A 12,333-nucleotide genomic window follows, 5' to 3' on the forward strand; every position below is an offset into this window, starting at 1 on the left:
GTCGATGTAGTCGGGGGCGGCATGGGGCAAGACGTTCGCGCCCGACCAAGGACCGACGAATTCAGGTCCATCATTCTACGCCAAATCCGGCGGAAGCGGCAGCCATAAAGGCTGCCGCCGTCAACTATGCGGCGCGTGCGGTGCCCTTCTCGGCCTCGATCTTGCGCGCAAACAGCCAGCGGAAATAGGTCAGCGGCGCATCGGCGCCGATCGCGAGCAGTTGATAATCCGGATCGGCGTCGAACACCCGCTGCTGCGCCTCGATGATGTCCTTGTCCTCGTTGAAACCTTCCTCGAGGCTGTGGCGCAGCGACAGCGCGATATTCGGATTGTCGACGTCGAAATCGTGCAGATAGTTCCAGAAGAAGTGCGTGGTCGAGCGCGTCTCCGGCGTCATGAACTGCGCGTTGCGATAGGAACGCGTGCCCGGGACCTGGACGCCCTTCTCGACGCCCTGCCCCGCCGGCGCGAAGGTGGTGTCCAGCGTGAAGATGCCGGGAACGATCATGCGACCGATATTGCGGCGGTCGATCGGGTCGGTTTTGTTCGGGATCACCTTCTTGTGGTAGGGCGGCGGCTCGGCGCCCATGTGCCAGCGCTCGACCCGGAAACCGTCGTCCAGCTTCTCGATCGCGACCGGTTTGGTCTTGTAGGCGTATTCCTCGGAACCGCCGAGCGTGTTGGTGTGCACGAAGGCGAGATGGGCGAAGTCGCTGAGGTTATCGACGATCAAGAGCCAGTTGGCCTTGTAGTGCATGTAGCCCGGCAGTCCGCGCCATTTCGGGTCTTCGAGCGGCGGATAGTCGAGGATCAGCTTCGGATCGGCCTTCTCGGGATCGCCGGTCCAGATGAAGATCAGATTGTAGCGCTCGACCACCGGATAGCTGCGCACGCCGAGTTTTGCCGGGATCGCATCCTGGCCGGGGATCTGGATGCACTGGCCGTCGGCGGCGAACTTCATGCCGTGATACATGCACCTGATGTCGTCGCCCTCGACGCGCCCCATCGACAGCGGCGCGGCGCGATGGCAGCAGCGGTCATCGAGCGCGACGACCTTTCCGCTGGAGCCGCGATACAGCACGATCGGCCGCTCCAGGATGGTGCGCGCGACCATCTTGCCGTCGATCAGCTCGTGATTCCACGCCGCCACATACCAGGTGTTGCGCAGAAAAATTCCGTCGTGGTCGGCCATGTCTCGCTCCCGATGCAATGTTGGTCGCTCGCGAGGTTAGGTGATTGCAGCCGCCCGGATAATCCGATTTGGCTGGACACACTGTACCGCTGGATGGACAATCGGCCATGGAGTGGCGCGATTGGGAGCTGTTTTGCGAGGTTGTCGAGCACGGCGGCTTCACCGCGGCCGCGCGGGTGCTCGGACATCCAAAATCGAGCCTCAGTGCTGCAGTGCAGCGACTGGAGGCCAATCTCGGGCTGCGGCTGATCGAGCGCACCACGCGGCATCTGCGGCTGACCGATTCCGGCGAGACGATCTATCGCAAGGTGCGCCCGCTGTTCGCCGCGCTGCACGACACCCACAGCGAGGCGCTGGCGATGAGCAGCGCGGTCGCCGGCACGCTGCGCATCAAGGCGCCCTACGAATTCGGCGCGCATCACGCCGGGCCGGTGGCCTGCGCGGTGATGAGCCGCTATCCGGAGCTTTCGATCCGGATCGATGTCGAGCACGACATCGTCAACCCCGTCGCCGAGAACTACGACATCGTGTTCGCGATGCTGGAGGCGCCGCTGCCGGCGGCCGGCATCGTGATCCGCCGCGTCTTCACCCTGGAGCGCGGCCTGTTCGCGGCGCCGGCGCTGCTCGAGAGGTTCGGCGAGCCGCGCACGCTGGATCACTTACGGAAGCTGCCGCTGCTGACCGGCCCCAGCGATCCGCCATGGGCGATCACCGCGCCCGGCGGCGCGGTCGAGCATCTCGCGGTCGACCACGCGCGCCTCACCTCATCGAACGCCCATGTCCGCCTGCAGGCCGCGCTCGCCGGCCATGGCGTGCTGCGGGTGACAGCGGCCTACGCCCGCGTCGCGGTGGCAGCCGGCGAGTTGCGGCGGCTGCTGCCGGACCACGCCTGCGAGCCGCTCAACGTGCATGCGCTGCTGCCGGCGCGACAATTCGTCCCGGCCAAAGTGCGCTGCTTCCTCGACGCCATGGAGACCCATGCGCGCGGCGATCCCGAGGCCTATATCAAGCCGTAAGGCTCCGGCGCGGTCGATTTTCCGGCCGGGCACTGATTTTCTCGGGAACCTGTTCGTGTCAGCCGCATCCAATGACCGTATCTCGTGATCAGTGAGGGTGACCCCGCCATGCGTCAGGCCCAGGTAACGACCGTTCTGCCGATCGGCGCAGCAGACACCGAACTGGTGCGGCGCGCGCTGGCCCGCGACGAGGCCGCGGTCCGCGCCATCATGCAGGCGAACAATCGCCGGCTGTTCCGCCTCGCCCGCGGCATCCTGCGCAACGACAGCGAGGCCGAGGACGTGGTGCAGGACACCTATGTCCGCGCCTTCACCCATCTCGACCAGTTTCGCGGCGAGTCCAGCCTGTCGACCTGGCTGTCGCGGATCGCGATGAACGAGGCGCTCGGCCGGGTGCGCCGCAGGCCGGCCAGCGTCGAATGGTCCGAGTTGCGGCAAGGCGGTCACGAAGCGCAAATCATCCAGTTTCCCCTTTCGTCAGCAGACGATCCGGAACGCTCCATGGCCCAGCGCGAGATTCAGCATGTCGTCGAGCACGCGATCGACGAGTTGCCCGAGGCTTTCCGCCTCGTCTTCATCACCCGCGTGATCGAAGGCATGAATGTCGAGGAAACCGCCGACATCCTCGATCTCAAGCCGGAGACCGTGAAGACGCGGCTGCACCGCGCCCGCGCCATGCTTCGTGACAATGTCGAGCGAAAGATCGGCCCGATCGTGTTGGAGGCCTTTCCCTTCGCCGGCCGGCGCTGCGAGCGGCTGACCGAGGCGGTGCTGAAACGGCTCGGCTACGGCGCGTAAGATTTTCGGGAACCTCTGCGCGGCCGCGCCATCCAATCCCTGTGCAATCAACCACGCGCCGGCTTGCCGCCGGACGCCACAGGAGTGTCAAACCATGTTCGTTCGATTGAGCATCGCCGTCGCCGCGCTGAGCCTGCTCGGCAGCGCCGCGCTCGCACAGGGCGCGAAGCCGACCGATCCGCAGATCGCCCATATCGCCTATACCGCCGGGGTGATCGACATCAACGCCGCCAAGCAGGCCGAGTCGAAGGCCTCCAGCAAGGAGGTCAAGGCGTTCGCCCAGGACATGGCGCGCGACCATGAGGCCGTGAACAAGCAGGCGCTCGACCTCGTCAAGAAGCTGAAGGTGACGCCGGAGGACAACGACACCAGCAAGACGCTGTCCAAGCAGGCCGCCGACAAGCTTGCCGAGCTCGGCAAGCTGAAGGGCGCGGAGTACGACAAGGCCTACATCGCCAACGAGGTCGCCTACCACAAGGCCGTCAACAGCGCGCTCGAAACCCAGCTGATCCCCTCCGCGAGCAACCCCGAGCTGAAGAGCCTGTTGCAGACCGGCCTCAAGCTTTTCCAGGGCCACCAGCAGCATGCCGAGCACGTCGCGGCCAGCCTGAAGTAGGAGGAAAACGCATGTCGCCAGGACGCCATCTCACGACGCTGGTCCTGCTGGCGCTCGGCGCGCTGGCGGTCCCGGCACATGCAGCCACCATCCAGATCGTGATGGAGAATCTCGTGGTCTCGCCGGCCGAGGTATCGGCCAAGGTCGGCGACACCATCGAATGGATCAACAAGGACGTCCTTGCCCACACCGCGACAGCGAAGAATGGCGACTTCGACGTGACGATCGCGCCGAAGAAGACCGTCACCTCGGTGCTGAGCAAGGCCGGCACGGTCGATTATTTTTGCCGCTACCATCCCAACATGAAAGCGGTGCTGAAGATCGCACCGTAACGCCGCGATGACCTGCGAGGTAATCGATCGAACGCTGCGAACCTTCGATAGTCCGGACAGCCGAACCATCCGGCAGCATCGAAGGAGACAGCCATGACCGACCACGCAACCATCGCCCGCCGCTATATCGAGCTCTGGAACGAGCGGACGCCGAGCCGGCGCCGCGAGCTGCTGAGCGAGAGCTGGACCGCGGATGCGCGCTATATCGACCCGCTGATCAGCGGCGACGGCCATGAAGGCGTCGACGCGCTGATCGCGGGCGTGCAGCAGAAGTTTCCCGACTTCCGCTTCAAGCTGCTCGGCGAGCCGAACGGCTTCGGCGACCACGTCCGCTTCTCCTGGGGCCTCGGCCCCGACGGCGTCGACAGCCCGATCAAGGGCACCGACTTCGCGGTGCTGAAGGAGGGCCGGATCAGGAGCATCACCGGCTTCCTGGACCAGGTGCCGGGCGCCTGAGGCCTCCCGTCATTCCGGGGTTCGCGAAGCGAGAGCCCGGAATGACGAAGGCATGGGCTTCCCGCCCCGCTTCCACGGCGGCGATGTCGCTGATACTCTTCCCGAAACCAAAGGGAGGATACCATGAAGGCAGCTCGCGCCTTCACGCCTGATGTCGTCAGCGACATTACGCCGGCGCTGCTCGCGATCGGCCGCGACAGCTTTCCGCAGGCGCTGATCGGCACACTGCGCCGCGTCGCCGATGTCGGCCACTGCATGGTGTTCTCGTTTGCCGGCCCGCGCTCGGCGGCGTGCCTGCTCGACGTCGGCAACATCCCGACCGGACGCGACCTCGGCATCGCCTATTCCGAGCATTTTCACCAGGCCGATCCGAACCGTGATGCGGTGTTCGAGGGACAGGCGCGGGCCGCGCCGATCGTGCTGCCGAATTTCGCCCGCCGCATGTACAGCGACGGCTACCGCAAGATCTTCTTCGACGATTCCGACATCGTCGACAAGTTCGCCTCCGCGATCTGGACCGGCGACACCTGCTTCTATGTCAATTTCTATCGCATCACCGAACAGGGCCGGTTCACGCGGGAGCAGATCGCGCGCCTGACCGCGGTGGCACCGGCGGTGAGCGCGGCGGTCGCGCGGCATTTCCAGTGCGACGAAGCGCCGGACCGCGATCCGATGGCCCGGCTGAAGACGCTGTTCGCGACCGCCGAGCAACTCGCCAGACTGACCGCGCGCGAGAAGGAGGTCTGTCTGCGCATCCTCTCGGGCTTCAGCTCCGAAGCGATCGCGGCCGAGCTCGGGATCGGCCTGCACTCCGCCCTCACCTATCGCAAGCGCGCCTATGACAAGCTCGGCATCTCCTCGCAGAACGAGCTGTTCGCGATCGCGTTGCGCCTGGTGGCGTCGTCCCGGCCGCTGAACTGAAGAGCGCCCGGCCTGTCCCAAGGCGTGGGGACAGAAATCCCCGTTCGGCTGGACTATCCTGCGGCGAGACAAAGGACCACGCCGTGAGCACCGCCCCCCGTTTCGACATCGACGTACCTGCGTTCTGGCAGGACCCCTACCCGGCGCTGGCGCGGATGCGCAAGGAGGCGCCGATCGCCTTCGTGCCGCAGCTCGGCAGCACGCTGCTGTGCAGCCGCGACGACATCTTCGTCTCGGAAAAGCAGATCGACGTGTTCTCGTCGCACCAGCCCGAAGGCCTGATGAACAAATTGATGGGCCACAACATGATGCGCAAGGACGGCGATGCGCACATGAACGAGCGCAAGGCGATCTTCCCGGCGATCTCGCCGAAAACCGTGCGATCGCACTGGACCGCGCAGTTCGAGGGACATGCGACGCGTATTCTCGACGACCTGACGCCCGGCGGCGTGGTCGATTTCGTGCGGGCCTTCGCGCTGCCGTTCTCGGCCGAATGCCTGAAGTCGATCACCGGCCTCACCAACATGCGCTTCCAGGACATGAATGCCTGGTCGCAGGGCATGATTGACGGCATTGCCAACTATGTCGGCGATCCCGCCGTGGAGGCGCGCTGTCATGCGGCGACCTCCGGGATCGATGCCGCGATCGACGACATGGTCCCAGTGCTGCGCAGGACGCCCGATCTCAGCCTGCTCGGCGTGATGCTGCAGACCGACATGCCGATGGAAAGCGTGCGTGCCAACATCAAGCTCGCGATCTCAGGCGGCCAGAACGAGCCGCGCGATGCGATCGCGGGCGCGGTGTGGGCGCTGCTGACCCATCCCGACCAGCTTCAGCTTGCGACCAGCGGCGCGATCCCGTGGCTGCAGGTGTTCGAGGAATATGCCCGCTGGATCTCGCCGATCGGGATGTCGCCGCGGCGGATCGCAAAGCCCTGGACCATCCGCGACGTCGCGTTCGAGACCAATGAGCGCGTGTTCCTGATGTTCGGCTCGGCCAACCGCGACGAGAAGCATTTTGAGCGGCCCGACGCCTTCGACGTGCGCCGCGACGCCAGCAAGAGCATCGCGTTCGGCGCCGGCCCGCATTTTTGCGCCGGCGCCTGGGCCTCGCGCGCCATGGTCGCCGATGTCGCGCTGCCGCTGATCTTCACGCGGCTGAAGAATTTGCGGCTGGTCGAGGGCAAGCCGCCGCGGATCGGTGGCTGGGCGTTCCGCGGGCTATTGGATCTGCCGGTACAGTGGGATTAGCGGCCCCAGCGCAGCACGACCGGATCGAGCGATTTCGCGATCTCGATCAGGCCGGCACGCGTCGCCGGGTGCAGCGGCTGCAGCGGGTGGCGCACCATGTCCGACTTGATGACGCCGCCCTCGCGCATCAGCACCTTGCAGGCCGATAGCCCGCATTGCCGGTTCTCGTAGTTGATCAGCGGCAGCCAGCGCGCATAGGCGGCCATCGCCTCGTCGCGGCGCCCGGCGAAGAACGGGTCGATGATCTGGCGGATGCCGTCGGGATAGCCGCCGCCGGTCATCGCGCCGGTGGCGCCGGCGTCGAGATCGGCCATCAGCGTGATCGCCTCCTCGCCGTCCCACGGCCCCTCGATCGCGCTGCCGCCCTTCTCGATCAGGCCGCGCAGCTTTGCCGCCGCCATCGGTACCTCGATCTTGAAATAGCTGACATTGGCGAGTTCGTTCGCCATCCGCGCCAGGAAATCGACCGAGAGCGGCGTGCCGGCCACCGGCGCGTCCTGGATCATGATCGGGATGCCGATGGCATCCGACACCACGCGATAGAATTCGTAGATGCTCGCTTCCGGGACGCGAAACGTCGCGCCGTGATACGGCGGCATGATCATCACCATCGCGGCGCCCGCGGCCTGCGCCTGCCGGCTGCGCGCGGCGCATACCGCCGACGAGAAATGCGTCGTGGTGACGATGACGGGAATCCGGCCGGCGACATGCTCGAGCACCGCATGCATCACCGTCTCGCGCTCGGCGTCGGTCAGCACGAACTGCTCTGAGAAATTGGCGAGGATGCAGATGCCGTGCGAGCCGGCATCGATCATGAAATCGATGCAGCGGCGCTGCCCGTCGAGATCGAGATTGCCGCTGGCATCGAAGATGGTCGGCGCGACCGGGAAGACGCCGCGGTAGGAACGTTGTGCCGGAGATGTCATGTCGAACCTCGCTTGCGATTGACTTACTTGAGCATGATCTTTTCGGAAAACCGCTTCACACTTTTCCGGATCATGCACTACGGAACGGCAGCGCGGGCCCGTCGAGCTTGCGCAGGCCCGGCTCGCGCCGCTCCAGCCACCAGCCGTATTGCTTCGGCCAGGAGGCGAAAACCTCGCCGCTTCCGCCGCCGAGCGCAAGCTCGGCATGCAGCGGCCAGTTCGGATCGAACAGCGCCTCGCGGCCGATCGCGACCAGATCGGCGTGGCCGTTGGCCAGAACGTCTTCGGCCTGCTGCGGATGCAGGATCAGGCCGACCGCGATGGTGGCGATATCGGCCGCGCGGCGGATCTCGCTGGCATAGGGCACCTGGAAGCCGTAGCCGCGCGGAATCCGCGCCGCGGTGGCCGAGCCGAGCAGGCCGCCGGACGAGCAGTCGATCAGGTCGACGCCGCGCGCCTTGGCTTCGCGGGCAAACGCAATCTGATCCTCGAGCACGATGCCGCCTTCGACGCCGTCGACCGAGGAAATCCGCACCGACAGCGGCCGCTCCGCCGGCCAGGCGGCGCGCACGGTCTCGATGATCTCCAGCGGATAGCGCATCCGCCCGGCGCGGTCGCCACCATAGGCATCGGTGCGGCGGTTCGACAGCGGCGAGAGGAATTCGTGCAGCAGATAGCCGTGCGCGCAATGCACCTCGACGAATTCGAAGCCGGCCTCCACCGCGCGCAGCGTGGCGCGCCGCCACTGCTCGCGCAGCGCAGCGAGCTCGTTGACGTCGAGCGCGTGCGGCATCAGCCAGCCCTCATCCATCGGGATCGCGCTCGGCGCCACCGTCCGCCACGGCAAATCGCCGCGGGCGTGGTCGGCGGCATCGAGCGCGGCATTGCCGTACCAGGGTCGCTGCATGCTGGCCTTGCGGCCGGCATGCGCGAGCTGGATCGACGGCACCGCGCCGTTGTCCTTCAGGAACGCGGCGATGCGCGCGAGCGGGGCGATCTGCGCGTCATTCCAGATCCCGACGTCGCCATGGGTGATGCGGCCCTCGGCGGTGACCGCCGCTGCCTCGACCATCACGAGCCCGGCGCCGCCCTGCGCGAACTTGCCGAGATGCACGAGATGCCAGTCGCCGGCGATGCCGTCGGTCGCGGAATACTGGCACATCGGCGAAATCAGGATGCGGTTTCGGGAGCTCACGCCGGCAAGCGTGATCGGCTGAAACAGAAGCGGCTGCGACATCGGGACCTGCGGGAGGGTGGAGCGGAAACGATGCCGGCAAGCTAAGCGGCTCGCCAATTCGCCGCAAGGCACGCGACAGCGCAGGCGATCAGAGGCGAATGCATGCAAGGTTGGGGATTGGAGCGGGCGAAGGGAATCGAACCCTCGTATGCAGCTTGGGAAGCTGCCGTTCTACCATTGAACTACGCCCGCGATCGCAAATCGGGTCGGACTTGTCCGGCCCGGACCCGGCGGACCATAGCCCGGGCGGCGGCGCAGGATCAAGCGCGCATTCATTTCCGTCGCGGGCCGGCCCTTCTAAAGCGCGATGAGATCAGGTTGAACCATCATCGCGCTTTAGCCCTTTGTTTGAGCATGATCTTTTCGGAAAACTGCTTCGCACTTTTCCGGATCATGCTCTAGTGACCGAGCCGCACCAGCACGTCGTTGATGGCAAAGGGCGCGGCGGCGGATGCATCGCAGCTGCCGCGGCGCGCGTAGATGCAGGCATCGGCATTGCCGACGCGGGTGCAGCTGCGCGGTGAGAAATCCGCCGGCAGTTCGCCTGCCGCGTCGGGGCGCGCAAGGATGCGGTTGAAGGCCGGCCGGCTCGCCCGCAGCAGCGCCGGAAGGCGGCCCTGCGCAATCGGGTCGGCGGCCTGCAGCGCGTAGAGCGGCGATGCGCCGGCCAGGCGGTCCCGCCCGGGGAAGAGCTGGAAACGGATATCGTAAAGCGCGAGGCCGCAGAGCTCCGGATCGCTGCGCAGTTCCGCGGCGAGCCGCGCGGCACCGATACCGCGCGTCCAGTAGTCGCGCATCGGCTCGCTGGCGCCGGCCAGCATCGCGGACACCAGCACCCAGCCGCCGGCGATGATCGGCAGCGCGAACGGACGCCATGCGCGCCGCGCGCGCAGCGCCTGCACCCAGTCGGCCGATCCCAACGCCGCCACGATGGTGAACAGCACCACCGACAGAAAGATGAAGCGGTATTCCTTGTGCGCGATCAGGCTGTGAAAGACCAGGTTCACGAGCGCCACTGCCAGCAACAGCGGTGCGTGCCGCCGGCCGCGCCAGATCGCGGCGAGCGGCAGCACGATCGCCGCCGACCAGACGACCAGGAAGTTGACGAGATAGGCCGAAGGCGGCGACACGCCAAAATCGGCCGCGCGATCATGATAGAGGTTCTGCGCGATATTGCCGATCAGCCAGCCGAACGGCACCGCGCCATGCGCGATGTCGATCACGCCGGCGAACAGCAGCGCGAGCAGCCCGCCGGCGACCAGCGGAATCAGATTTCGCCATGCGGTCCAGCATGTCCCGAGCGCGAGCACGGCGATCGCCGGCGCATACTGAAAGCGGCAGACAAAGGCGGTCGCCAGCAACGCGCCGCCGATGACCAGCCGCTGCTGCGACGGGCCGTTGGTCAACAGCAGCGCCGCCGGCACGATCAGCGCGGTCGCGAGCGGCTCACCCAAGGTGTGCGGAGCGAGCAGGATCAACTCGAACCAGATCGCGGCAGCGAATGCCGCGATGATGGCGTGGGTGCGCGAGACCCGCGCGCCAATGAACCAGGCGCTGACCACGATCGACAGCGACAACAGCGCGGCCACCAGACGCGGCACCACGAAAGCGCCGGCGCCGCCCGGCGCAATCCAGTCACCCAGCGCGACCGGACCGGCCAACAGTGTCGGCAGGAACCAGCCGCGAATGCCTTCACGCCACTCCCATGTGACGATGCTGTCGTGGCCGAGCATCCGCCACGCCGGCTCAAGGTATTGGAAGACCTCATCGGGATACATGACGGTGGGCCAGAAGGCGAGCGCCACGCGGACCGTCAGCGCCAACACCAGCATCGCCGCCAGCGGGTGCACACGCCGGATCGATAGTCCAGCCACGCCTTCACGGCCGGGCGCCGAATGAGCGCCCGCTGTCGTCAGTGTTCCGTCGATTGCGTCAGGGAGCAGCATGTTGCCGAACAGATAGCGTCGAAAGCCTTTAGGATGTGTGACCGAAACTTGCGCATCGGAGGTTGCCTGATGGCCAGGAACCGCCGTCATCGTTAACCGAGCGTCAAGATTCCGGATGCGCGCGACGGCAAGGGTGTTATGATCCTGCCTGTGGGGTTGGTGGCGTCATGGCGGGGCGTGGGTACACCATTTTCGACACGGCGGTCGGCCGATGCGGCATCGCATGGGGCGAGCTTGGCGTCGTCGGCGTGCAACTTCCCGAACTTCGCGAGATCGAGACCCGCAAGCGGCTGTTCCAGCTCTATCCCGATGCGCGCGAGCTGCGGCCGCCTGAAGAGATCGAGACGGCGATCGAGGGCATCGCCGCAACGTTGCGCGGCGGCAACGGCGATCTGAGCGGCGTGGCGCTCGACATGACCGGCATCCCGGCCTTCAACCAGCGCGTCTACCAGTTTGTCCGCAGCATTCCCCGCGGCGAAACGCGCACCTATGACGAGGTGGCGAGCGCCTTGCGCGTCTCCGGCGCGGTCTATTCAGTGGCGCAGGCGATCGGCCGCAATCCCTTCATGATCATCGTGCCCTGCCATCGCGTGCTCGAGGCCGGCAATTATGCCGACCGGATCTCGCCGAACGGCGGCAGCATCTCCAAGCGGCGGCTGCTCTCGATCGAGGGCGCGCGAACCATCACGAGCAAGACCTTGTTCGACGTTCTGCTGCCGGTTGCGCCACCACGACCCCATCCCTAAATCTGGGGCATGAACCGCACCCCGCTGCTGCAGCGCGAGCGCATTTCGGTGACCGAGTTTCGCTGCACCGCGGAGCCCGGCGACAAGCCATTCGCCGAGCAATTCCTCAGCCATTCGGTGTCGTATGTCCGCAAGGGCAGCTTTGGCTGCCATTGCCGCGGCCGCTTCCACGAACTGGTGACAGGCTCGATCCTGGTCGGCCATCCCGGCGACGAATACACCTGCACCCATGACCACGTGGTCGGCGACGAGTGCCTGTCGTTCTTCCTCGATCCGGAGCTGGTGGAGACGATCGGCGACCGCGCCGCGGTCTGGCAGATCGTCTCGGTGCCGCCGCTACCCGAACTGATGGTGCTCGGCGAGCTCGCGCAAACGGCGGCAGCTGGCAACAGCGATGTCGGGCTCGACGAGATCGGCCACCTTTTGGCCAGCCGCCTGGTCGAGCTGGTGTCCGATCGCACGGCAAAGCCGCTCACCGCCAATCTGCGCGACCGCCGCCGCGCGGTGGAGGCGGCGCTGTGGATCGACGCCAATTCGCACCGCGCCATCGATCTCGACGACGCCGCGGTGCAGGCCGGCCTCAGCACCTTCCATTTCCTGCGGCTGTTTTCCGCCGTGCTCGGCGTCACCCCGCATCAATATCTGGTGCGCTCGCGGCTGCGCCACGCGGCGCGCCGGCTTGCCGACGACGACAGCCCGATCACCGACATCGCCTATGACGTCGGCTTCGGCGACCTCTCCAATTTCGTGCGCAGCTTCCATCGCGCTGCCGGCGCCCCGCCGCTCAAGTTCCGCCAGGCCTCGCGCGGCGACCGCAAGATTTTCCAAGAACGTCTCGCGCTGCAATAGCTAGGGTTGCTCCAGGCCGCGCGTTCACCGACGCGCTAAACTCTGGAG

The 12,333-nt window shown here is 66.3% G+C and carries 13 protein-coding genes and 1 tRNA gene; 9 read left to right on the plus strand and 5 right to left on the minus strand.

Going from position 1 to position 12,333, the window contains the following annotated elements:
• Positions 1-124: 124 nt before the first annotated feature.
• On the minus strand, positions 125-1,192 hold the full coding sequence (locus CI41S_RS25325; RefSeq protein WP_139862020.1) for an aromatic ring-hydroxylating dioxygenase subunit alpha: 1,068 nt from the start codon (positions 1,190-1,192) through the stop codon (positions 125-127).
• Between the two features lie 107 nt (positions 1,193-1,299).
• Between CI41S_RS25325 and CI41S_RS25330 the strand changes: the two genes are divergently transcribed.
• The 7 genes from CI41S_RS25330 to CI41S_RS25360 all read left to right on the plus strand — a co-directional run bounded on the left by CI41S_RS25330 (position 1,300) and on the right by CI41S_RS25360 (position 6,581).
• Positions 1,300-2,208, plus strand: a complete 909-nt coding sequence (locus CI41S_RS25330) for a LysR family transcriptional regulator (RefSeq protein WP_139862021.1) — start codon at positions 1,300-1,302, stop codon at positions 2,206-2,208.
• 108 nt (positions 2,209-2,316) lie between these two features.
• The gene (locus CI41S_RS25335; RefSeq protein WP_139862022.1) at positions 2,317-3,006 is read left to right on the plus strand and encodes an RNA polymerase sigma factor; all 690 of its coding nucleotides are present in this window, start codon (positions 2,317-2,319) and stop codon (positions 3,004-3,006) included.
• Positions 3,007-3,100: 94 nt separating this feature from the next.
• Positions 3,101-3,622, plus strand: coding sequence for a DUF4142 domain-containing protein (locus tag CI41S_RS25340; RefSeq protein ID WP_139862023.1), 522 nt, complete (start codon positions 3,101-3,103; stop codon positions 3,620-3,622).
• Between the two features lie 11 nt (positions 3,623-3,633).
• On the plus strand, positions 3,634-3,954 hold the full coding sequence (locus tag CI41S_RS25345; RefSeq protein WP_139486982.1) for a cupredoxin domain-containing protein: 321 nt from the start codon (positions 3,634-3,636) through the stop codon (positions 3,952-3,954).
• Between the two features lie 93 nt (positions 3,955-4,047).
• On the plus strand, positions 4,048-4,410 hold the full coding sequence (locus CI41S_RS25350) for a nuclear transport factor 2 family protein (RefSeq protein WP_139862024.1): 363 nt from the start codon (positions 4,048-4,050) through the stop codon (positions 4,408-4,410).
• 123 nt (positions 4,411-4,533) lie between these two features.
• Positions 4,534-5,331: a helix-turn-helix transcriptional regulator gene (locus CI41S_RS25355; protein WP_139862026.1), complete on the plus strand. Its 798-nt coding sequence runs from the start codon at positions 4,534-4,536 to the stop codon at positions 5,329-5,331.
• Between the two features lie 83 nt (positions 5,332-5,414).
• Complete coding sequence (locus CI41S_RS25360) at positions 5,415-6,581, plus strand: cytochrome P450 (protein WP_139862027.1); 1,167 nt, start codon at positions 5,415-5,417, stop codon at positions 6,579-6,581.
• Here CI41S_RS25360 and CI41S_RS25365 read toward each other — a convergent pair.
• From CI41S_RS25365 to CI41S_RS25380, 4 genes are all read right to left on the minus strand, one after another.
• Positions 6,578-7,507 (minus strand): dihydrodipicolinate synthase family protein, encoded by a 930-nt coding sequence (locus CI41S_RS25365; RefSeq protein WP_139862029.1) that lies wholly within the window; start codon positions 7,505-7,507, stop codon positions 6,578-6,580. The two genes, CI41S_RS25360 and CI41S_RS25365, sit on opposite strands and share 4 nt — an antisense overlap.
• Before the next feature lie 70 nt (positions 7,508-7,577).
• Positions 7,578-8,744 carry an NADH:flavin oxidoreductase/NADH oxidase gene (locus tag CI41S_RS25370; RefSeq protein ID WP_139862030.1) on the minus strand — a complete coding sequence of 389 codons (1,167 nt, stop codon included), beginning with the start codon at positions 8,742-8,744 and terminating at the stop codon, positions 7,578-7,580.
• 118 nt (positions 8,745-8,862) lie between these two features.
• Positions 8,863-8,936: transfer RNA gene (locus CI41S_RS25375), tRNA-Gly, on the minus strand.
• 206 nt (positions 8,937-9,142) lie between these two features.
• Positions 9,143-10,618, minus strand: coding sequence for a glycosyltransferase family protein (locus CI41S_RS25380; RefSeq protein ID WP_244626686.1), 1,476 nt, complete (start codon positions 10,616-10,618; stop codon positions 9,143-9,145).
• A 239-nt stretch (positions 10,619-10,857) separates the two neighbouring features.
• On the opposite strand from CI41S_RS25380, the gene CI41S_RS25385 reads away from it, so the two are divergent.
• Positions 10,858-11,436, plus strand: coding sequence for a methylated-DNA--[protein]-cysteine S-methyltransferase (locus CI41S_RS25385; protein ID WP_139862033.1), 579 nt, complete (start codon positions 10,858-10,860; stop codon positions 11,434-11,436).
• A gap of 9 nt (positions 11,437-11,445) precedes the next feature.
• The gene (locus CI41S_RS25390; protein ID WP_139862035.1) at positions 11,446-12,285 is read left to right on the plus strand and encodes a helix-turn-helix domain-containing protein; all 840 of its coding nucleotides are present in this window, start codon (positions 11,446-11,448) and stop codon (positions 12,283-12,285) included.
• Positions 12,286-12,333 lie beyond the last annotated feature (48 nt).

This window comes from Bradyrhizobium ivorense (assembly GCF_900696085.1).
Lineage (GTDB): Bacteria > Pseudomonadota > Alphaproteobacteria > Rhizobiales > Xanthobacteraceae > Bradyrhizobium > Bradyrhizobium ivorense.

What these genes read in the sequence shown, in the direction of transcription:
- CI41S_RS25325 (WP_139862020.1), bottom strand. Translation starts at nt 1,192, where the DNA reads ATGGCCGACCACGACGGAATTTTTCTGCGCAACACCTGGTATGTGGCG.
- CI41S_RS25330 (WP_139862021.1), top strand. Translation starts at nt 1,300, where the DNA reads ATGGAGTGGCGCGATTGGGAGCTGTTTTGCGAGGTTGTCGAGCACGGC.
- CI41S_RS25335 (WP_139862022.1), top strand. Translation starts at nt 2,317, where the DNA reads ATGCGTCAGGCCCAGGTAACGACCGTTCTGCCGATCGGCGCAGCAGAC.
- CI41S_RS25340 (WP_139862023.1), top strand. Translation starts at nt 3,101, where the DNA reads ATGTTCGTTCGATTGAGCATCGCCGTCGCCGCGCTGAGCCTGCTCGGC.
- CI41S_RS25345 (WP_139486982.1), top strand. Translation starts at nt 3,634, where the DNA reads ATGTCGCCAGGACGCCATCTCACGACGCTGGTCCTGCTGGCGCTCGGC.
- CI41S_RS25350 (WP_139862024.1), top strand. Translation starts at nt 4,048, where the DNA reads ATGACCGACCACGCAACCATCGCCCGCCGCTATATCGAGCTCTGGAAC.
- CI41S_RS25355 (WP_139862026.1), top strand. Translation starts at nt 4,534, where the DNA reads ATGAAGGCAGCTCGCGCCTTCACGCCTGATGTCGTCAGCGACATTACG.
- CI41S_RS25365 (WP_139862029.1), bottom strand. Translation starts at nt 7,507, where the DNA reads ATGACATCTCCGGCACAACGTTCCTACCGCGGCGTCTTCCCGGTCGCG.
- CI41S_RS25370 (WP_139862030.1), bottom strand. Translation starts at nt 8,744, where the DNA reads ATGTCGCAGCCGCTTCTGTTTCAGCCGATCACGCTTGCCGGCGTGAGC.
- CI41S_RS25385 (WP_139862033.1), top strand. Translation starts at nt 10,858, where the DNA reads ATGGCGGGGCGTGGGTACACCATTTTCGACACGGCGGTCGGCCGATGC.
- CI41S_RS25390 (WP_139862035.1), top strand. Translation starts at nt 11,446, where the DNA reads ATGAACCGCACCCCGCTGCTGCAGCGCGAGCGCATTTCGGTGACCGAG.